The sequence below is a fragment of the Pelagerythrobacter sp. Soil_C_18 genome (assembly GCF_057657235.1).
Map to the genome: position 1 here is coordinate 148563 of NZ_JBDGIU010000004.1, position 19260 is coordinate 167822.

Genomic DNA, 19260 nt, shown 5'->3' on the forward strand with positions numbered 1-19260 from the left:
CGAACACCAGCGGCCCCCGTTTCGCCTGTAACTAATACTTCACAAGGCAATTTGAGGCGCTAGGGTGCCCGCATTCGGCGACGAGCCGCACGGAGTTGGGAAGGGTTCGCATGAAAGACTTGGCTTTGTGGAACGAGGGCGACTGGATCGTCGCCATTGCCAGTTGCATCCTGGCGCTATTTCTGATGGCTGGCGCCTACGCCGTGACGCGCAAGCAGCCCGAAGTGGGAGGCCATCCCAAGGGCCTCTACATCCTGTTCTTCGCCGAAATGTGGGAGCGCTTCTCCTACTACGGCATGCGCGCGCTGTTGATCTTCTATTTAACGCAGCATTGGCTGTTCAACGACAGCGCTTCAAACATCGTCTATGGTGCCTATGTCAGCCTGGTCTACATCACACCGGTGCTCGGTGGCTGGCTCGCTGACCGATATCTGGGCCAACGCAAGGCCGTCGCGTTTGGCGCGGTGCTCCTGACCTTCGGCCACTTCTTGATGGCGTTCGAGGGGACGGGCGGGCAGAACGATCCGACGATCAACGTGTTCTGGCTCGCGCTTAGCTTCATTATTGTTGGCTCGGGCTTCCTCAAGGCGAACATCTCGGTCATCGTTGGGCAGCTCTATCCGCGCACCGACGTCCGCCGCGACGGCGCCTACACGATCTTCTACATGGGGATTAACGTCGGCGCGGCGATCGGCACGATTATCGCCGGTTATCTGGGCATCACCCTCGGCTGGGCCTATGGCTTCGGCGCGGCCGGCGTCGGCATGTTGCTCGGCCTCGTGGTGTTCATCCTCGGCAAACCGCTACTGCTCGGCCAGGGCGAACCGCCCAAGCTGCTCGAGAAGAACCGCGAGTATATGCTCTATGCCGTTAGCCTCGCCGCCGTGGCTGTGATGTGGGTGCTGATCCAGTATCAATCGGTTGTCGGCGGCCTGATGTTGCTCTCGGGCGTGGCGCTGCTCGCCTACGTTCTATTCGAGGCGTTCAAGCTCGAGAAGGAGCCTCGCGAGCGGATGTTCGCTATCCTGTTCCTGATCGCGCTCCAACCGCTGTTCTGGGGTCTGTTCGAGCAGGCGGGCGGCTCGCTCAATCTGTTTACCGATCGCTATATCGACCTGGGCGGCGTTCCGGCGCCTATTTTCCAGTCGATCAACCCGATCTACATTATCCTGCTGGCCCCGATCTTCGCGTGGTTGTGGACCTTTCTCGGCCGTCGCGGGCTCGAGCCTTCGACGCCGGCCAAGTTCGGCCTTGGCCTCGTCCAGCTCGGCTTCGGCTTCCTCGTGCTGGTCTGGGGCGCGGCGAGTGTCGGTCCGGAGGCGCTGGTGCCGGTGATCTTCCTCTTCGGCATCTACTTCTTCCACACCACGGGCGAGCTCTGCCTCAGCCCTGTCGGCCTTTCGGCGATGAACCGGCTTTCGCCGCGCCATCTCGCCAGCTTGATCATGGGCGCCTGGTTCTTCGCCACAGCGGGCGGCAACTATGTTGCCGGCATGATCGGCGCCGCAACCGGTGGCGAAGAAGGGGAGATGACCCGTGCCGCGACGATGGAGATCTACTGGACCATCGGCCTTATTGCGATCGTGGTCGGCGTGGTCGTCATCCTGATCTCGCGCTTGGTGAAGAAACTGATGCACCTCGATACCCTGCGCGACGACAATGTCGGCGACGACCTCGAAGGCCAGGCAGAAGCCGGGATCGAGGCGCAGGAAGCCGGCATTCACCCGACGACCCGTCCGAGGGGCTGATCTTTCAAACAACCGGGGCGCGGCGCGATTCGCGCCCCTTCTTCATCCAGTTCTGGGGGGCATCCGAATGAGAGCAGCCATCCGCGTCCTTCTCGCGGCGACCGCCACGGCGGCGCTGGCCGCGTGCGCGACCACCGAAGGATCAGGCGATTCCGCGAAGTCCGCGAGCGCCTACGACTATCCCGACACACCCTATCCCTCGACCTACAGGCCCTATCCGGGCGCGCCGACCGCGCTGGTCGGCGCGACGGTCTATGACGGGGCCGGCGGGCGGATCGACAACGGGACGGTGCTGTTCGCCGACGGCAAGGTTATCGGCGTAGGCGGCGCGGATCTCGCGATCCCGGCGGGCTACACACGGGTGGACGGCACCGGCAAGTTCGTCACCCCCGGGGTGATCGACATCCACAGCCACCTGGGCGACTACCCGACCCCGTCGGTCGACGCGCACTCGGACGGCAACGAGGCGACCGACCCAACCACCCCGGAAGTCTGGGCCGAACATTCGGTCTGGCCGCAGGACCCGGGCTTCACCCGTGCGCTCGCGAACGGGGGCGTCACCTCGCTGCAGATCCTGCCCGGTTCTGCCAACCTGATGGGCGGCCGCTCGGTCACGCTCAAGAACGTGCCGAGCCGCACCGTCCAGGGGATGAAGTTCCCCGGTGCGCCCTACGGCCTGAAGATGGCCTGCGGCGAGAACCCGAAGCGCGTCTACGGCGGCAAGGGCCGCACGCCTTCGACCCGCATGGGCAACTTCGCGGTCAACCGGCAGATCTGGATCGACGCGCACGAATATGCCGCGGGCGACCGCGACGAACGCGATCTCGGCAAGGAAACGCTCGCCGGCGTGCTCGACGGCGAGATCCTGATCCACAACCACTGCTACCGCGCCGACGAGATGGCGCTGGTGATGGATATGGGCAAGGAGATGGGCTACCGCGTCACCGCGTTCCACCACGCGGTCGAAGCCTACAAGATCGGCGACCTGCTGCGCGAGAACGACGTGTGCAGCGCGATCTGGTCCGACTGGTACGGCTTCAAGATGGAAGCCTACGACGGCATCCCGGAAAACGCCGCGCTGCTCTATCAGGCGGGCGCCTGCGTCGTGATCCACTCCGACAGCGAGAACGGCATCCAGCGCCTCAACCAGGACGCCGCCAAGGCCCAGGCCGCGGGCGCGCGCATGGGCATCCAGATTCCCGATGCGGAGGTGGTCGGCTGGTTCACGCTCAACGCCGCCAAGGCGATGGGGATCGACGACGTGACCGGCAGCCTCGCGGCCGGCAAGATGGCCGACGTGGTGCTGTGGAACGGCGATCCGCTGTCGGTCTATTCGCGGCCCGAGAAAGTCTGGGTCGACGGCGCGCTGATGTTCGACGCCAATGACCCGCAGCGCCGGCCGGTGAGCGACTTCGAACTCGGCCAGCCCGGCGAAGGAGACGTGAAATGATCGGGCGCACGCTTCTCGCCGCCACCGCCGCCCTGGCTCTTGCAGCACCCGCGGCGGCGCAGGACTTCGCCATCACCAACGCCACCGTCGCGACCGGCGACGGCAGCGCGCCGATCGAGAACGCTACCGTCGTCGTGCGCGGCGGCAAGGTCGTCGCCGCCGGCGCGAACGTGCAGGTGCCCGCGGGCGTGCCGGTTTCCGACGGGAGCGGGACCTGGGTCACCCCCGGGATCTTCGCCACCGTCACCGACCTCGGCCTGGTGGACGTCGGCGCCGTGGGTGAGAGCAACGACACGTCGGCGCGCAACTCGCCGTTCAGCGCGGCGCTCGATGTCGCGACCTCGATCAATCATCGCTCGCAGCACATCCTGGTCAGCCGGGCGGCGGGGATCACCCGCGCCGCGGTGGCGCCGTCCGCCGCGAGCTCGATCTTCGCCGGACAGGGTGCGATGATCGACCTGGGCGACGATCCGCAGGCACTCGACCGCGCGCGCGCGTTCCAGTTCGTGGAGCTCGGCGAAACGGGCGGGCGCCTGGCCGGCGGCAGCCGCACGGCGGCGCACACCCTGCTCCGCAACGCGCTGCGCGAAGCCTCGCGCTTCGGTGAGGAATCCGGCCTCGCCGGAGGCCCGAGCCGCCCGGCCGAGGTGAGCACGGGCGATGACATCCTGATCGACCCGCGCCTGGTCGAAAGCGATGCCGAGCGCGCGACCGACGTGCTGCTGACCCGCTTCGATGCCGCGGCCCTGGTGCCGGTGGTGGCGGGCCGCCAGCCGCTCTACGTCCATGTCGAGCGCGCGGCGGACATCCGCTCGGTCCTCGCGCTGCGGCAGGAATTTCCGCGGCTCGACGTCGTCATCGTCGGCGCCAGCGAAGGCTGGATGGTCGCGGACGAGATCGCGGCTGCGGGCGTTCCGGTGATCGCCGACGCGCTGACCGACCTGCCCGCGCGGTTCGAGCAGCTCGCCTCCACCCAGAGCAACATCGGCCGCATGCAGGACGCCGGGGTGAAAGTGGCGATCAATGCCGCCGCCATGGAGCAGCCGCGCTATCTGGCGCACTTCGCGGGCAATTTGGTGGCGCTCGCCTCCGTTCCCCGGGCCACCGGGCTGAGCTGGGGCGAGGCGCTGGCGAGCATCACCTCGATCCCGGCCGAGATCAGCGGCTTCGGCGGCCGGCTCGGCGTGCTGAAGCCCGGCGCGGCCGGCGACGTGGTGGTGTGGGACGGCGACCCGCTCGAAGTCTCCTCGGCCCCGGTGCGGGTCTACGTCGACGGTGTCGAGCAGCCGCTCGAGAACCACCAGACCGGCCTGCGTAACCGTTACCGCGACCTGGACGAGAGCGAACTGCCGAAAGCCTATGACTGGTAAGGCCCATGGCTGACAAGCCTCAACCGCGCCCGGCGGGCGCTTCCGCCACGCTGGGCGCGCTCGGCGCGGCGGCGCTGGCCGTCGCGACTTGTGCGCTCGTCCCTGCGCTGGCGCAGGACGCGGCGCCGGACCGGTCGCAGGATGCCGCCTGGCACAACGAGCAGCAGGCCGCACTCGCCCGCCTCAAGGCGGAGGACGGGTGGGGCACCCTGCCCGGCGGCCTGCGCATCCGGCGCGTGGCCGGCGGCGGCACCGGGCCGCATCCGACGGTGGAGGACACGGTGACCGTGCACTATGCCGGCACTCTGACCGACGGCACGACCTTCGACAGCTCCTGGGACCGCGGCGAGCCCGCGACGTTTCCGCTCGGCAAGCTGATTCCCGCGTGGAAGCTGGCGATCCCCGAGATGGGCGTGGGCGACACGATCGAGATCGCCGCACCGGCCGATCTCGCTTATGGCCCCAAGGGCAAGGGCCCGATCCCCGGCAATGCGACGCTGCTGTTCAAGATCGAGCTGATCGCGATCGGCGAGGGACAGATTGCGGAATAGGTTTTTATTTGCTACTGAAATGACGTTTCGGGGAGAAATGTCGTGAATGAAGCCCTTCTGTCGCTGAGCGCCGCCGCGATCGCTTTCGTCGGCACGCATTTCGCGCTGTCCCATCCCTTGCGTGCGCCGCTGGTGCGTGCCTTGGGGGCGGGGCCGTTCCTCGGCCTCTATTCGCTGGTGGCACTGGCGACCTTCGCCTGGATGGTCCTGGCCTTCCGCGCCGCGCCGCCGGCCGACCTCGGCGGATCGGGGCAGATCGGCTGGATCGCCGCCACCGTGCTCACGCTCCCAGCGCTCGTGCTGTTCCTCGGCTCGCTGCGCAAGAACCCGGCGCTGCCCGACCCGCGGGCGGAGGCGATGACGAGCCGCGAGGCCGGCGGCATCTTCGCCGTCACGCGCCATCCGATGATGTGGGGCTTCGCACTCTGGGCCATTTCGCACATCGCGCTGTGGTGGAGCGTGCGCACGCTGATCGTCGCGGGCGCCGTGCTGTTCCTCGCCCTCGTCGGCGCGCACATGCAGGACCGCAAGAAGCGCTCCCTGATGGGCGAGGCCTGGAGTGCGTGGGAAGCACGGACGGCCTATTGGCCCCGCTGGACGGCGCTCCCGCGCGCCGGGTGGCTGCTGTGGCTCACCGCGCTGGTGCTATGGCTGGTGATCACCTGGTCGCACATCCACGCGGCCGGCGTTCCCGCCGGCGTATGGCTGTGGATACAGTCGTAGGTCGGGATCTCAGGCCCGCGCCTCCGCCACGCCGGCGCTGTTGTGGCGTAGCGCCTTGAGTACCGTCTCGACGATGTGCGGCGCGTTGAGGCGGGCCTCGTCGTACTGCTTCGCCGGATCGTCGTGGTCCTGGAACAAGTCGGGCAGGCGCATGGTGCGGATCTTGAGCCCTGCGTCGGTCAGCCCCTCGTCACTGGCGAAGGTGAGGACGTGGGCGCCGAGGCCGCCGATCGCAGCTTCCTCGATCGTCACGACCACTTCGTGCGTGCGCATGAGCTTCTCGATCAGGGCGGTATCGAGCGGCTTGGCGAAGCGCATGTCGGCGACGGTGGTGGGCAAGCCCTTGGCCTCGAGCTGGTCGGCCGCCTTGAGCGCTTCGTGCAGGCGCGTGCCGAGGCTGAGCAGTGCAATCTTGCTCCCCTCGCGCACCAGCCGGCCCTTGCCGATCTCGAGCTTCTCGGGCGTCTCCGGCAGCGGCACGCCAATGCCGGCGCCGCGTGGATAGCGGAAGGCGATGGGTCCCGCGTCGTATTCGGCGGCGGTGTAGGTCATGTGGACCAGTTCCGCCTCGTCCGCCGCGGCCATGACGACGAAGTTGGGCAGGCTCGCCAGATAGGTCACGTCGAACGAGCCGGCGTGCGTTGCCCCGTCCGCCCCGACCAGCCCCGCGCGGTCGATTGCGAAGCGCACCGGCAGGTTCTGGATCGCGACGTCGTGCACGACCTGGTCGTAGGCGCGCTGGAGGAAGGTCGAATAGATCGCGGCGAAGGGCCGCATGCCCTGCGCGGCGAGCCCGGCGGCGAAGGTGACGCCGTGCTGCTCGGCAATGCCGACGTCGAAGGCGCGCTCGGGGTGGGCCTTGGCGAACCGATCGACCCCGGTACCGCTCGGCATGGCGGCGGTGATGGCGCAGATGCGCGGATCGGTCTCGGCGAGCTTCGCCAGCGTGTCGCCGAACACGTTCTGGTAGGCGGGCGGTCCGCCGCTCGACTTCTTCTGCTCGCCGGTGATGACGTCGAACTTGGCGACGCCGTGGTACTTGTCGGCGCTGTCCTCGGCCGGGCCGTAGCCCTTGCCCTTCTTGGTCACGACGTGGACCAGGATCGGCCCCTGCTCGCTGTCGCGCACGTTCTCGAGCACCGGGATCAAGTGGTCGAGATCGTGCCCGTCGATCGGGCCGACGTAGTAGAAGCCGAGTTCCTCGAACAGCGTGCCGCCGGTGACCATGCCGCGGGTGTATTCCTCGGCCTTCTCCAGCCCCGAATGGACCCTGCGGCTGAGCTTCTTGGAAATGCGCGAGGCGAGGCTGCGCAGGCCGAGGTACTCGCTCGAGGAAACCATGCGCGCGAGATAGGCCGAGAGCCCGCCCACGGGCGGCGCGATCGACATGTCGTTGTCGTTGAGGATCACGATCAGCCGGTTTCCGGCCTGTTCGGCATTGTTCATCGCCTCGTAGGCCATGCCGGCACTCATCGCCCCGTCGCCGATCACCGCGATCGCCTTGCCCGGGCGGTCGTTCAGCTTGTTGGCCACGGCGAAGCCGAGACTGGCGGAGATCGAGGTCGAGGAATGCGCGGCGCCGAACGGGTCGTACTCGCTCTCGCTGCGCTTGGTGAAGCCCGACAGACCACCGCCCTGGCGCAGGGTGCGGATGCGATCGCGCCGGCCGGTCAGGATCTTGTGTGGGTAGGCCTGATGGCCGACGTCCCAGATCAGCTTGTCGTCGGGCGTATTGAAGACGTAGTGAATGGCGACGGTCAGTTCGACCACGCCGAGCCCCGAGCCGAGATGCCCGCCGGTGCTGCCGACCGCATCGATCATCTCGGCGCGCAGTTCGTCCGAGAGCTGGCGCAGGCGGCTCTTGTCGATCTGGCGGAGGTCCTGCGGTGTGGCGACCGTGTCGAGCAGGGGCGTATCGGGACGTTGACTCATGGCAAAGCTTTACACGGGCGAAGCGTGACTGTCGATGAACGCGTGCGATGAACGGGTGGCTAGGCCGGGCGTCAGCCGGCGCAGGTCTCGCACAGGCCGCGCACCTCGATGATCGGGCGGCGCGTCTGGAAGCGGCTGGCCTTCGCCACGCCGCGAACCCCGCCGGAGACGGTATCGTCATCGACGTGGGTCGCTTCCCCGCATTCGTCGCAGACGAGGAAGATGCAGTCGTGCTCGCACCCCGGGTGGGTGTTGGCGAGATAGGCGTTCGCGCTTTCGACCCGCATGGCGAGGTTGTTCGCCACGAACAGGTCGAGGATGCGGTAGACGCTGTTGGGCGCCACTCGCTTGCCGCGCGCGGCCGAGAGGTTGTCGGCTATGTCGTAGGCGGAGGCTGGGCGTTCGTGGCGTGCGAGTTCCTCGAACACCGACTCGCGCATTCCGGTCCACTGCTCGCCCGCCGCAACGAGCGCGTCGCGCGCTGCGGTGATGAGGTCGCTGCCACTGTGTTCGTGGTGTGAGTGCTTATGCTGGGTCGCCATACTTGCGGATATAGCGATTGCGCGGCCCGCGCGCCACTCAATCGCGTACGAAGCCGGTGCGGTAGAGGCGGGGATAGAGCCGCTCGAGGGCGGCGATCCGGGGCCGATCCCAGCGCAGGACGTATCCGTGGCCCGGATTGCGGGCCGCGAAGTCCTGATGGCGATCCTCGGCGGGATAGAAGGTCCGGTGGGGTTCGATCGCGGCGACAATCGGCTCGCCCCACAGGCGCGAGGCTTCCATCTGATCGAGATAGGCGGCGGCGACCGCGCGCTGCTCCGCATCGATCGGAACCAGCGCCGTGCGGTAGTGCGCGCCCTTGTCCGGCCCCTGGCGGTTGCGGAGCGTCGGGTCGGCCACCACGGAGAAGAAGATGCGCACCAGTTCGTCGTAGCGAACTTCCGTGGGATCATAAGTGACCGCCACCGCTTCGGCATGGTCGGTCAGGCCGGTGGCGACGAGATCGTAGCGGGCCTGCCGCTCGGTGCCGCCGTGATATCCGGAGACCGCGCCGGTCACGCCTCGCACATGGCTGAAAACGCCTTCGACACCCCAGAAGCAGCCGCCGGCGAAGATCGCAGTCTTCAGGCCGGGGCTTTCGCGCGCCACGCGCTCGGGTGTCGGGGCTTCGACGATGCTTTGCGCCAGATCGGCGGGTTGCTGACAGGCACTCAGCGCCAGCAGACCTGCACCGAGGGACGCGAAAGCGGGCTTCACTTCAAGACGGCGGCCTCGGCCTGCGGCAGGACGGCACCGACGATGTCGGGCGACGCCTGCAAGGCGACGATCACGGCGCCCGCGGCGAAGCCGATGGCGAAATTGCGGAAGAGATCGGTCTTGAACGGGTTCATCGGCTTCGTCTTTTTCAGCGGTACTTCTTGCCACGCGGTCTAGCAGGCCGCGCTTGCGGGTGACTGAACATGGTGTTCGGGATCGGTTTACGAAAGGGGCGGGCGCGAGGCCCCGCGCCAACTTTGCGTTTACACCCTAGTGGCGAAAATGTCGCATTCCGGTGAAGACCATCGCCAGGCCCGCCTCGTCCGCTGCGGCGATCACTTCCTCGTCGCGGATCGAGCCGCCGGGCTGGATCACCGCCGTTGCGCCGGCTTCAGCCGCGGCGAGCAGACCGTCGGCGAAAGGGAAGAACGCATCGGACGCGACCGCACTGCCCGCCGTGCGCGGCGCGGCCCAGCCGTAGGTCTCCGCCGCTTCGATTGCCTTCGCCGCGGCGATCCGGCTCGAATCGCGGCGGTTCATCTGGCCCGCACCAATGCCGGCGGTCGCGCCGTCCTTCGCATAGACGATGGCGTTCGACTTGACGTGGCGCGCCACCGTCCAGGCGAACAGGCAGTCCTTCAGTTCCTGCTCGGTCGGCTCCCGCTCGGTGACCACCTTGAGATCGGCCAGGGCGATCGCCCCGTCGTCGCGGCTCTGCACCAGCAGCCCTCCGGTAATCGGCTTGACCGACAGGCCGCCGCGGCGCGGATCGGGCAGTTCGCCGGTGACGAGCAGACGCAGGTTCTTCTTCTTCGCGAAGGCCGCGCGCGCCTCCTCGCTCACCGCGGGTGCGATCACGACTTCGGTGAAGATGTCGCAGATCGCCTCCGCCGTCGGCCCGTCGAGCTCGACATTCACGCAGACGATCCCGCCGAAAGCGGAGACGCTGTCGCAGGCGAGCGCTTCGTTCCACGCATCCAGCAGCGAGCCGCGCTGGGCGACGCCGCAGGGGTTCGCGTGTTTGACGATCACGACTGCCGGATCGCCGCCCGCAAACTCGGCGCAGAGCTCGAGCGCGGCGTCGGCGTCGTTGTAGTTGTTGTAGCTGAGCTCCTTGCCCTGGAGCTGCTCGGCCTGCGCGATGCCGCGCGCGTGCGGACCCACGGGCGTATAGAGCGCAGCCTTCTGGTGCGGATTCTCGCCATAGCGCAGCTCGGTCACGCGGCGGCCGTTGATCGCCAGCATGTCGGGAAAGGTCTGTCCCTGATCGGCGAAGGCGAACCACTGGCTGATCATCGAATCATAGGCAGCGGTCGCGGCGAAGGCCTTGGCCGCCATCTGGCGGCGGAATTCGAGCGACGTGCCGCCGTCGTGACCGGCGAGCTCGTCCAGCAGATCGTCGTAGTCGGCCGGATCGGTCACGATGGTGACGAACTGGTGGTTCTTCGCCGCGGAGCGGACCATGCTGGGCCCACCGATATCGATGTTCTCGATGATCTCCTCGCGCTCGGCGCCGCGCGCGACGGTCGCCTCGAACGGATAGAGATTGACCACGACCAGATCGATCGCGCCGATTTCGTGCGTTTCCATCGCCGCGGCATGTTCGGGGTTGTCGCGCACCGCCAGCAGGCCGCCGTGGACCATCGGGTGCAGTGTCTTGACCCGCCCGTCCATCATCTCGGGAAAGCCGGTGAGGTCGGAGACGTCGCGCACGGCCAGCCCAGCCTCGCGCAGAGCACGCGCGGTGCCGCCGGTGGAGACCAGCTCGACGCCGCCCTTGGCCAGCTTCGCGCCCAGATCCACCAAACCGCTCTTGTCGGACACCGAAAGCAGTGCCCGCTTGATCGTCACGTCGCTCACTTGAATTCTATCCCATCTTCTTGAGCAGCCAGGAGAAACTTCCCCCGCTGCGCGATGTCATCCCTTGAATGACCAGTTGTTCGATCGGATGGGGCTTGCCCAGTCCGTCGATCCACAGACTTTCCTCGATCGCCAGATCGCCCGCCCCGTCGCCCTGGGGCAAGCGGAACTGCCAGTAGCTGCCGTCGGGCAGCGCGAGGCCGGCTCCCTTGCCGTCTTCCGACAGGCGCGCCTCGACCCCGGGGCCGAGGTGGAAGCGAATCGCGAAAGCTATCTTGCCGCGCTTGCCAGTCTTGCCAGCGGGCAGCAACACGTCCTCGCCGCGCAATTCGTGGCCGTTGTCGCGCAGGATCAGGATGCGGCGGTGCATCAGGCCGTAGCGTGCGGCATAGCCGTCGTGGCTCGCCTCCACCCGCGTCGCGCTGCCACCGTTGAGGTCGAGCATGCGGCGGTCGACCTCGACTTCGTTGACCCCGCTGCCGAGCTTGCCGCCGAGGAGGATGGCGGTCGAGTTCGCTTCGTCGAGCACAAGCGTCGAGTGCGCCGCGGTCGCGCGCAGGCCCTGCTCGATCCGCACGGGCACCTGCCCGCCGGCAAAGGCGGCCCCGCCGCAATTGACGACCAGCCGCTGCCCGTCGACCGAGAATTCAAACGCCAGCGTCGAGGCGCAGCCGGCGCGGGCGTGACGCGGCAGCGCCGGAGGCGCGGTGTCGACGATCAGGACCGACTTGTGCGCGGCGACCCGCTGATAGCCCCACTGGCGCGGTTCCTTGAGCGGCCGCGTGCGCACGCGGCTCGCCTCGACCAGGGCGGCGACGCGATCGGCGCCGATCGCGCCCGCGCCCTGCCAGTTGCCGAGCCCCCCATCCCCGTGCAGCAGCGAGAGCAGCGGCGGCACGAGCAGTTGCAGCATCGTCTCGAGCACCTGCGGCGGATTGCGCTTCACCGCCTCGTAGCAGGCGCGCAGGTCCACCAGCGCAGCGATCGCGTCCATCTGCGCCAGCGGGCTGCGCGAGAGGACCCCGCCGTCCTCCGCCACCAGCTCGCCCAGCGCGCGCGCGAGCCCGGCTTCGGCATAGAGCCGGCGCGGCTTGCCGTCGGGCAACAGCAGCCCGGCGGCGGTGAGCGCCGTCCAGCCGGCCACGGCGCCAGGCCCGTCCTCCGCCCTCCCGACCTTGCGGTCAAGCCAGCGCGCGGTCTCCGCGATAGCGGCGAGCGTCTGCCCGCGGAGCTGCGTCCCTTCGCCGGACAGGATCAGCGGCGCGAAGACGAGCCAGTTGCGCAGGCGGTTGCCGACGTGCTCGACCTGCCAGGCGGCCCCCTTGCCGGGCGCGGGATTGGCCTCGAGCCAGGCGCGGAGCAGGCGCTCGGCCGTGGCGAGGCACTGTTCGCGCGGCGCGCTGGCGGCCAGATCGCGCAGCCAGCCGAAGCCGTGGACCGTCCGCTCGAACGGCGGCGTCAGCCGCGCGACCGAATCGAACTCCATCTGCGCGATCGGCGCCTTGACCCCGTAGATCAGGAAATGCCCGGCGCGCAGCGCGACACCGGCCGCGCGGTCACCGGCATAGGGGCTCTCGACCGTGCCGAGCAGGCGTGGCTTGGCCGGCTTGGCGAACGGCGCGGTGAGCGTCGATCCCGAAACGCCCATGCCGTAGGCGAGGCGGATCAGCCGCTCGCCGGCACCGAGCCGGGGCGGCGCGAGATCGGAAAGGACCAGCGAACGGCCCGGTTCGAGCACTTCGCGTCTGTCTCTTTCGTGCCGGGTCTTCTCGCGCCGGACCAGATCGTCGCCCGTATCCGCGTGCAGCGGCAGCGCAGGCTCCACCCAGTCGCGATCGTCGGCGTCGCGGGCGCCTCTATCGGCGAGCGGCGCCACGCGGTCCATCAGCCTTCCCCCCTCAGGGCGGCGATATTGGCGGCATAGCGCCCGGGCCCGCCCTTGAACGTGGCGGAGCCGGCGACGAGCACGTCGGCCCCGGCGGCGACGCAGAGCCGCGCGGTCTCCTCGTTCACGCCGCCGTCGACCTCGAGCCGGATGTCGCGTCCGCTGGCGTCGATCATGCGGCGGATCGCCTCGGTCTTGCGCAGCTGGCTGTCGATGAAGCTCTGCCCGCCGAAACCGGGATTGACGCTCATCACCAGTATGAGATCGGCGAGGTCGAGCAGGTATTCGAGCGCGTCGGGCGGCGTGCCGGGATTGAGCACGACCCCGGCCTTCTTGCCCAGGCCGCGGATCGCCTGCAGCGTGCGGTGGGTGTGCGGGCCGGCTTCGGGATGGACGGTGATGATGTCGGCGCCGGCGTCGGCGAACGCCTCGAGATAGGCGTCGACCGGGCTGATCATCAGATGGACGTCGAACGGCTTGTCGGTGTGCGGGCGGAGCGCCTTCACCACGGCCGGGCCGATGGTGATGTTGGGCACGTAATGCCCGTCCATTACGTCAATGTGGATCCAGTCCGCGCCGGCGGCGTCGATCGCACGCACTTCCTCGCCCAGACGCGCGAAGTCGGCGGACAGGATGGACGGGGAGATAAGCGGCGCGGCCATGGTCGATCGCATTGCAAAGGGCGGGAAACTCCGCCTAGAGCGCGACCGGAATCGCGACAAGCGCGCACCGCCACCTTTTCCACATAGTGTGCACGAGGCGAGTCGTTCCGGCGATGAATGGTTGTCCAGCGGCGAATTCAGGGCCAATTAAGGCCGCCCGCCGCAGATGCATTGCCAAGACAGGGAGCCGGCCATCGCCGTACCCCGGCGGCATGAATTGCCGCTCGACCTCCCCCCGCAGCAACGATGGACCGCAGCAGACGATGACTCTCAGGAAAACCCTCGGAATTGCCGCCGGCGCGATGCTCACGGCCGGCATGCTGGCGACCGCGCCGGCACAGGCCTATCAGCAGAAGATCTCAAACGACCTCGGCCGGTGCAGCGCCGGCAGCGGCCCGGCTGTCAAGGTGACGGTGACCGGCGTCAAGTCCTCCCGCGGCACGATACGGGTGCAAACCTATCGCGGCACCAGTTCCGAATGGCTCAAGAAGGGCAAGTGGCTCCACCGTGTGGAAGCCTCGGCGCAGCGCGGCACGATGACCTTCTGCCTGCCCGTGCCCTCTGCCGGCACCTATGCCGTGGCTGTGCGTCACGACATCAACGGCAACGGCGACACGGACCTGCGTGAAGACGGTGGCGGTATGTCCAACAACCCGAGCATCAACATCTTCAATCTCGGCAAGCCGAGCTACACGAAGACGGCATTCCCGGTTGGCGACGGCGTGAAGTCGATCACGATCAACATGAAATACTGGGGCTGACGCCGCCCAGAGTGTCGAGCAGGGCCCGCCATTCGGGCGAGTTGTCGCCGCCCCGCGTCGCCCGGTCGATCCGCGACAGGAACTCCGTTGCCGACCGGCCTGCATGGACCGGGCCCTGACCGGCGAGGAGGATACGCCGCACGAGGCGGCACTCAGCACCGGTGATACGGGGCGCGCCGCGCCGCCCGCCGACCCGCGTTGGCCCCGTGCCGGTCAGCACCGTCGTCTCGATCGCAGCCAGCGCATAGCACCGCAGGGTCTCGGGCGCCCGCTCGGCGCGTTCGATGACGCGCACGAGCAACTCGAGCTCGGCCATCGTCGGCACCCCGCCCAGAGCGTCGAGCGCGCCGGTCAGCCAACGCGCTGCGTCCTCGCTGCAACGGTCGCGCGCGGCGCTGCCGTCAAGCAGGTAGGCGCTCAGCGTCTCTACGAAGAAGTCGGTCCACTCCCCGCTGGGGCGCGATAAGGTGCGGTTGAGCGCGAGGATCTCCTCGGCGTCGTCGCGGCTGATCCGCCCCGCGTCCCATTCGAGCTGACGCAGGGCAAGCAGGTGCGGAGCGGAGATCTCGCCTTCAGCCACGGCTGTACGTGCGATGTCGGTGAACTGGATGGTCATGGCCTCGCCCTCCTGCCGGTTCGAAGGCGAGTTTCCGGCTCCAATGGTTAAGGGCGGGTTACGAGCGGGCTCGGCCTGCCGCTCACCTGCGGCGCAGTGCCGCAACGCAGGCCGCGCGGTCGACGTCGAGCCCGTCGGACGAGCGGCGGGCGTCGACGTAAGTCGCCGTCGGCTCGGCGCCCGGACGCAGCGGATAGAGGTAGATGTCGAGCACGCAGGGCTCGCCGCTGTATTGCAGCTTGCGCACGTCGCCTTCCCGCACGTCGAGCCGCGCGATGCCGAACACGCGCTGGAGCGCCTCCGCGTCCGCACCGATGACGCCTTCGAGCCCCGGCATGTTCATGACGCGCGGTGCGCGAAAGCCCCCCCCGCCCTGCGGCGGCGCCGGCCGGGTCGGCGGCGGGGCCGACGGGCGCGCGGATGGCGGCGCGGTGCCGCCGGGCGCAGGGGCTTCGGGAATGGCGGTGACGCACGCGCCGAGCAGCGGCAGCAGTGCGAGAGCGAGTATTCTATGCTGCAATGGAGCCTTCCTTGCGGCGATGGACGAGGTGGACGGCTGCGGCCGCGCCGAGCACCGGCGCGAGCAGGTTGACGAACGGCACGGCGAGCAGGCCGGCGACCACGCCGCCGAGCAGGAATCGCTCTGGGGCGCGGATCGGCGCTTCGGCCCCCCGCGTGTGGCGATGCCGGGCCCAGGCGAGATCCTGCAGCTCGCGCCCGAGGAGCCAGGCATTGACCGCCCAGAACAGCACGGCAGGACCGATCGCGGTAAACAGCAGCGGGATCGCGAGCACCAGCGCCACGAGATTGGCGAGCACGGCGCGCAGGGTGGCCCGCGCGCTCATCCCCAGCTCCTCGCGCCAGCCCGGATCGCGCGCGTTCGCACGCGCCTGCGGATAATGCTTCAGCTCCACCGCGCGGACGACCTCGTCGGCGAAGAACTGCAGCACCGCCAGCGCGACGATGCGGAACAGCAGCCAGCCGCCCACGAGCATCAGGACCAGCCCCACCAGCGCGCCGATCTCGTCGCTGCCGGCGATCTCCCACCGCGCGAGCAGCGCCTCGATCCCCGCCGCCGCGCCGATCCCGAGCGCGAGGAAGATCGCCAGCGTCACCGCGATCGACTTGGCCAGCACGCGCAGCACGGCGGGATCGGTCAACTGACCGGCCGCACGGCCCAGGGCTGAGGGAAGCGAAAGCATCGCGCGAGGGAATGGGCCGGGCCGGAGGGCCAAGTCAATCGCAAAGCCTTGGCGCGAGAACCCGCAGCGGCTAGGCGCGGCGCTTTCCCGGACAATCAGGATTCGCCGTGACTCAGCAGACGCCCGAACCGCGCTACGACGTAATCGCCATCGGCAATGCCATCGTCGACGTGATGGCCCCGTGCAGCGAGGACCTGATCGACGAGCTCGGCCTCAACAAGGGCGGGATGACCCTGGTCGACACCGCCCGCGCGCAGGAGCTCTACGACGCGATGGGGCCGGCACGAGAGATCTCGGGCGGATCGGCGGCCAACACGCTGGCGGGCCTCTCCGCGCTTGGCGCGCAATGTGCGTTCATAGGCCAGGTCGCCGACGATCAGCTCGGCGAGGTCTTCGCGCACGACATCCGCGCGGTCGGGATCGATTTCGACACCCCGCCGCGCCGGGGCGACCCGCCCACGGCGCGCTGCCTGATCTTCGTCACGCCCGACGCGCAGCGCACGATGAACACCTTCCTCGGCGCGAGCCAATATCTCCCCCCGGCAACGCTCGACGCCGAAGCCGTCGCGGCGGCCAGGATCCTCTACCTCGAAGGCTACCTGTGGGATCCGGAGGAGCCGCGCGCGGCCATGCGCCGGGCGATCGAAGCCGCGCGCGCCGCGGGGCGGAAGGTCGCGTTCACGCTTTCCGAGGTGTTCGTGATCGAGCGCCACGGCGACGATTTCCGCGCGCTGATCGACGACGGACTGATCGACATCCTGTTCGCCAACCACCTCGAACTCGCCGCACTGACCGGCGAGAACGACCTCGAGGCCGGGATCGCCGCGCTCAAGGACAAAGTGCCGACGCTGATCGTGACCTGCAGCGCGGACGGTGCGATCGCGCTCTCGGGCGGCGAGCGGGCGCGCGTCGCCGCCGAGCCGATCGAGCGGGTGGTCGATACGACCGGCGCAGGGGATCTCTTCGCCGCGGGCTTCCTCTACGGCCACGTGAACGGCGAACCGCTCGCGACCTGCCTGCGCCGGGGCGCGATCGCCGCCGCCGAAGTGATCAGCCACTACGGCGCGCGGCCGGAAGCCGACCTGCAGAAGCTGATGGACGAGCGGCTGACCGCCTGACGGCGCACTTTGGGGAGGTCGGGACCCTCCCCCTTTGGATTAGAACCGAGCGTGCCTGGGCGGATCAGTGCACGAAGCGCGCGACCACGTCGCGGTAGCTGCGGCTGACTTTCACTTCCGCGCCGCTGTCGAGCACGAGGAAGCACTCGCCGTTGGTGTGCGGCCGCACCTGCCGGACCTGATCGAGATTGACGATGGTCGAGCGGTGGACGCGCTGGAACTTGCGCGGGTCGAGCCGGCGCTCGAGATCCTTCATCGTCTCGCGCAGGATCAGCGAATTGTCGCCGGTGTAGATGCACATGTAGTCGCCCGCGGCCTCGATATGCTCGATCGAGCCGACCTCGACGCGGAAGATCTGCCCGCGATCCTTGATGTTGATCAGCTTTTCGAACCGATCGCTCGACTCGCTCTCGCTCTCGGCGAATTCCTCGGCCGCGTCGGGCGCCACTTCGCTGAGCACGTTGAGCAGCTTTTCCGCATCTTCGGCGGAGCGCTTCTCCGCCAGGCGCTGGCGTACGCGCTCGATGGTATCGGCCAGCTTGTCCGGATCGACCGGCTTCATCAGGTAGTTGACCGCATTCGCCTCGAACGCGCGGATCGCGTGTTCCTGGAATGCGGTGACGAAGACGAACAGGGGCGGCTCGATCTCCATCACGCCCTTGACCACCGAGAACCCGTCGAAGCCCGGCATCTGGATGTCGAGGAAGACCAGATCGGGTTTCTCGGTCTTGATCTTGCGGATCGCCTCGCGCCCGTTGGCGCAAGTCTCGATCACTTCGACGTCCTCGAAAGCTTCGAGGCGGACCTGAAGGCCCTGTATGGCGAGTTTCTCGTCGTCGACGATGATGGTGCGGATGGTCATGCTTTGGTTCCGATTGGCCGCTTGGTGATCTGCGCGGCGGGAGGGGGAGGCGGAGAATTCCCGGAAATACGCGGTTGAGGGGCGGCAGGTTCCTCCGCCCCGGCGAAATCGTGTGGGATCTCGATCATTACGGTGAAGCCGCCTTCGGGCGGCGTGCGGATTTCAAACAGGTGGTCGTCGCCATAGGCCTGTGCAAGCCGGTTCCTGATATTGGCGAGGCCGACCCCGGTCGAAACCGCCTGACCCTCGCCCGTTATTGCACGCGGAAGGCTGGGACGCATCTGGCTGGCTTGCAAGCCCGGTCCGGTATCGGAAACGGTGACGCGCAGACGGTTTCCGACGAGTCGAGCGGCGACACTGATTCGCGCGCCTTCTTCCTGCGCCGAGACCGCGTACTTGATCGCGTTTTCGACCAGCGGCTGGAGCAGCATCGAGGGGAGCCGGGCGTGCGCGGCAGCCGGTTCGATGTTGAACTCGGTCCGAAGCCGCTCCTCGAAACGCATGCGCTCTATCCCGAGGTAGAGCTTGAGCGTCTCGACCTCCTGCGCCAGCGTGACTTTGCCGCCGGGCTGGCTGATAAGCGTGTGCCGCAGGAACGACGACAGCCGGGTCAGCATCGCATTGGCCGGTTCGGTCTGCTTGAGCAGCACCAGCGTGCTGATCGAGTTCAGCGTATTGAACAGGAAATGCGGATTGAGCTGATAGCGCAGCATGGCGAGCTGCGCGCTCGTCGCCTGCGCTTCCAGCCGTTCGAGCCGGTCGGTCTGCTCTTCGACCTGAAGGAAGTAGTTGATCGCGTAATAGAGCGCCGACCAGGTGCCGAGCAGAGTGAAGGGCAGCATCGAAATGCCCACCAGAATGGTAGCGAAGCTGGATTCGCTTTGCGGCCGGTAGAGCATGAAGACCCAGCCGTCGATCGCCGCGTAAACCCCCACCGCAATGGCAAGTGCGATCGCCGTAATCCCCCAGGTCACCAAAGGGCGGCGATTGATCAGCTTTCGATAGACGACCGACAGGACGAGGCTGATCGAAAAGCCGGTGACGATCTCGATCGCCAGCGGAACCATGAAGTCGAGCGACTGCCCGTTCGCGATCGCGGTCACCGCGCGCAACAGCATCGCTCCGCCCCAACCGGCGAACTGCAGGTTCCAGAAGGCGCTGTTCTTGTTGGCGAAAAACGGCGCAGGTGGTGAAGGCAGCACGGCCATGACCAGCGCTTTAGCCGATTTCCGCCGCATTCGTCAGATTGTTTTGGCGTGCCCG

At 68.0% G+C, this 19260-nt stretch carries 19 protein-coding genes; 7 read left to right on the top strand and 12 right to left on the bottom strand.

What is annotated here, in order from left to right:
- Positions 1 to 110 precede the first annotated feature (110 nt).
- The 5 genes from AC3A5N_RS10945 to AC3A5N_RS10965 all read left to right on the top strand — a co-directional run bounded on the left by AC3A5N_RS10945 (position 111) and on the right by AC3A5N_RS10965 (position 5842).
- Positions 111 to 1748 (top strand): peptide MFS transporter, encoded by a 1638-nt coding sequence (locus tag AC3A5N_RS10945; RefSeq protein ID WP_487737356.1) that lies wholly within the window; start codon positions 111 to 113, stop codon positions 1746 to 1748.
- Between the two features lie 67 nt (positions 1749 to 1815).
- Positions 1816 to 3198, top strand: a complete 1383-nt coding sequence (locus tag AC3A5N_RS10950) for an amidohydrolase (RefSeq protein WP_487737357.1) — start codon at positions 1816 to 1818, stop codon at positions 3196 to 3198.
- Positions 3195 to 4568 (top strand): amidohydrolase family protein, encoded by a 1374-nt coding sequence (locus AC3A5N_RS10955; RefSeq protein ID WP_487737358.1) that lies wholly within the window; start codon positions 3195 to 3197, stop codon positions 4566 to 4568. The genes AC3A5N_RS10950 and AC3A5N_RS10955 overlap by 4 nt, the downstream gene beginning before the upstream one ends.
- Positions 4569 to 4573: 5 nt before the next feature.
- Positions 4574 to 5119 carry an FKBP-type peptidyl-prolyl cis-trans isomerase gene (locus AC3A5N_RS10960; RefSeq protein ID WP_487737359.1) on the top strand — a complete coding sequence of 182 codons (546 nt, stop codon included), beginning with the start codon at positions 4574 to 4576 and terminating at the stop codon, positions 5117 to 5119.
- 42 nt (positions 5120 to 5161) lie between these two features.
- The gene (locus AC3A5N_RS10965; RefSeq protein ID WP_487737360.1) at positions 5162 to 5842 is read left to right on the top strand and encodes an NnrU family protein; all 681 of its coding nucleotides are present in this window, start codon (positions 5162 to 5164) and stop codon (positions 5840 to 5842) included.
- A gap of 9 nt (positions 5843 to 5851) precedes the next feature.
- Here the strand turns inward: AC3A5N_RS10965 and dxs are convergent, their stop codons facing one another.
- The 7 genes from dxs to rpe form a co-directional block, all read right to left on the bottom strand.
- Entirely contained in the window at positions 5852 to 7774 is a 1923-nt protein-coding gene (dxs, locus tag AC3A5N_RS10970; RefSeq protein ID WP_487737361.1) for a 1-deoxy-D-xylulose-5-phosphate synthase, read from the bottom strand.
- Positions 7775 to 7845: 71 nt separating this feature from the next.
- Positions 7846 to 8316 (bottom strand): Fur family transcriptional regulator, encoded by a 471-nt coding sequence (locus AC3A5N_RS10975; protein WP_487737362.1) that lies wholly within the window; start codon positions 8314 to 8316, stop codon positions 7846 to 7848.
- 37 nt (positions 8317 to 8353) lie between these two features.
- Complete coding sequence (gene msrA / locus AC3A5N_RS10980) at positions 8354 to 9031, bottom strand: peptide-methionine (S)-S-oxide reductase MsrA (RefSeq protein ID WP_487737363.1); 678 nt, start codon at positions 9029 to 9031, stop codon at positions 8354 to 8356.
- Positions 9028 to 9165: a hypothetical protein gene (locus AC3A5N_RS10985; RefSeq protein ID WP_487737364.1), complete on the bottom strand. Its 138-nt coding sequence runs from the start codon at positions 9163 to 9165 to the stop codon at positions 9028 to 9030. The genes msrA and AC3A5N_RS10985 overlap by 4 nt, the downstream gene beginning before the upstream one ends.
- Positions 9166 to 9301: 136 nt before the next feature.
- On the bottom strand, positions 9302 to 10891 hold the full coding sequence (purH, locus tag AC3A5N_RS10990; RefSeq protein WP_487737365.1) for a bifunctional phosphoribosylaminoimidazolecarboxamide formyltransferase/IMP cyclohydrolase: 1590 nt from the start codon (positions 10889 to 10891) through the stop codon (positions 9302 to 9304).
- A 7-nt stretch (positions 10892 to 10898) separates the two neighbouring features.
- A complete protein-coding gene (locus AC3A5N_RS10995) occupies positions 10899 to 12776 on the bottom strand; it encodes a heparinase II/III family protein (RefSeq protein ID WP_487737366.1) in 1878 nt (625 codons plus the stop codon).
- Positions 12776 to 13438, bottom strand: coding sequence for a ribulose-phosphate 3-epimerase (gene rpe, locus AC3A5N_RS11000; RefSeq protein ID WP_487737367.1), 663 nt, complete (start codon positions 13436 to 13438; stop codon positions 12776 to 12778). Before rpe ends, AC3A5N_RS10995 begins: the two co-directional genes overlap by 1 nt.
- A 263-nt stretch (positions 13439 to 13701) precedes the next feature.
- Between rpe and AC3A5N_RS11005 the strand changes: the two genes are divergently transcribed.
- Positions 13702 to 14199 (top strand): DUF2141 domain-containing protein, encoded by a 498-nt coding sequence (locus AC3A5N_RS11005; RefSeq protein ID WP_487737368.1) that lies wholly within the window; start codon positions 13702 to 13704, stop codon positions 14197 to 14199.
- Here the strand turns inward: AC3A5N_RS11005 and AC3A5N_RS11010 are convergent.
- The 3 genes from AC3A5N_RS11010 to AC3A5N_RS11020 form a co-directional block, all read right to left on the bottom strand.
- The gene (locus AC3A5N_RS11010) at positions 14177 to 14815 is read right to left on the bottom strand and encodes a hypothetical protein (protein ID WP_487737369.1); all 639 of its coding nucleotides are present in this window, start codon (positions 14813 to 14815) and stop codon (positions 14177 to 14179) included. The genes AC3A5N_RS11005 and AC3A5N_RS11010 overlap by 23 nt on opposite strands.
- An 82-nt stretch (positions 14816 to 14897) precedes the next feature.
- Positions 14898 to 15335, bottom strand: a complete 438-nt coding sequence (locus AC3A5N_RS11015) for a hypothetical protein (protein WP_487737370.1) — start codon at positions 15333 to 15335, stop codon at positions 14898 to 14900.
- On the bottom strand, positions 15325 to 16017 hold the full coding sequence (locus AC3A5N_RS11020; RefSeq protein WP_487737371.1) for an EI24 domain-containing protein: 693 nt from the start codon (positions 16015 to 16017) through the stop codon (positions 15325 to 15327). The genes AC3A5N_RS11015 and AC3A5N_RS11020 overlap by 11 nt, the downstream gene beginning before the upstream one ends.
- Positions 16018 to 16124: 107 nt before the next feature.
- Between AC3A5N_RS11020 and AC3A5N_RS11025 the strand changes: the two genes are divergently transcribed.
- Positions 16125 to 17135 (top strand): adenosine kinase, encoded by a 1011-nt coding sequence (locus AC3A5N_RS11025; RefSeq protein WP_487737372.1) that lies wholly within the window; start codon positions 16125 to 16127, stop codon positions 17133 to 17135.
- Between the two features lie 64 nt (positions 17136 to 17199).
- Here AC3A5N_RS11025 and AC3A5N_RS11030 read toward each other — a convergent pair whose 3' ends face one another.
- The gene (locus AC3A5N_RS11030; protein WP_119514824.1) at positions 17200 to 17997 is read right to left on the bottom strand and encodes a LytR/AlgR family response regulator transcription factor; all 798 of its coding nucleotides are present in this window, start codon (positions 17995 to 17997) and stop codon (positions 17200 to 17202) included.
- A complete protein-coding gene (locus AC3A5N_RS11035) occupies positions 17994 to 19205 on the bottom strand; it encodes a sensor histidine kinase (protein ID WP_487737373.1) in 1212 nt (403 codons plus the stop codon). The genes AC3A5N_RS11030 and AC3A5N_RS11035 overlap by 4 nt, the downstream gene beginning before the upstream one ends.
- Positions 19206 to 19260 lie beyond the last annotated feature (55 nt).

Bases quoted from the DNA above. Each gene is read 5' to 3' on its own strand.
- AC3A5N_RS10950 (WP_487737357.1), top strand. From the start codon at position 1,816: ATGAGAGCAGCCATCCGCGTCCTTCTCGCGGCGACCGCCACGGCGGCG.
- AC3A5N_RS11020 (WP_487737371.1), bottom strand. From the start codon at position 16,017: ATGCTTTCGCTTCCCTCAGCCCTGGGCCGTGCGGCCGGTCAGTTGACC.
- AC3A5N_RS11010 (WP_487737369.1), bottom strand. From the start codon at position 14,815: ATGACCATCCAGTTCACCGACATCGCACGTACAGCCGTGGCTGAAGGC.
- AC3A5N_RS11005 (WP_487737368.1), top strand. From the start codon at position 13,702: ATGACTCTCAGGAAAACCCTCGGAATTGCCGCCGGCGCGATGCTCACG.
- AC3A5N_RS11030 (WP_119514824.1), bottom strand. From the start codon at position 17,997: ATGACCATCCGCACCATCATCGTCGACGACGAGAAACTCGCCATACAG.
- AC3A5N_RS10985 (WP_487737364.1), bottom strand. From the start codon at position 9,165: ATGAACCCGTTCAAGACCGATCTCTTCCGCAATTTCGCCATCGGCTTC.
- AC3A5N_RS10960 (WP_487737359.1), top strand. From the start codon at position 4,574: ATGGCTGACAAGCCTCAACCGCGCCCGGCGGGCGCTTCCGCCACGCTG.
- AC3A5N_RS10995 (WP_487737366.1), bottom strand. From the start codon at position 12,776: ATGGACCGCGTGGCGCCGCTCGCCGATAGAGGCGCCCGCGACGCCGAC.
- AC3A5N_RS10945 (WP_487737356.1), top strand. From the start codon at position 111: ATGAAAGACTTGGCTTTGTGGAACGAGGGCGACTGGATCGTCGCCATT.
- AC3A5N_RS10955 (WP_487737358.1), top strand. From the start codon at position 3,195: ATGATCGGGCGCACGCTTCTCGCCGCCACCGCCGCCCTGGCTCTTGCA.
- AC3A5N_RS11035 (WP_487737373.1), bottom strand. From the start codon at position 19,205: ATGGCCGTGCTGCCTTCACCACCTGCGCCGTTTTTCGCCAACAAGAAC.
- rpe (WP_487737367.1), bottom strand. From the start codon at position 13,438: ATGGCCGCGCCGCTTATCTCCCCGTCCATCCTGTCCGCCGACTTCGCG.
- AC3A5N_RS10975 (WP_487737362.1), bottom strand. From the start codon at position 8,316: ATGGCGACCCAGCATAAGCACTCACACCACGAACACAGTGGCAGCGAC.
- dxs (WP_487737361.1), bottom strand. From the start codon at position 7,774: ATGAGTCAACGTCCCGATACGCCCCTGCTCGACACGGTCGCCACACCG.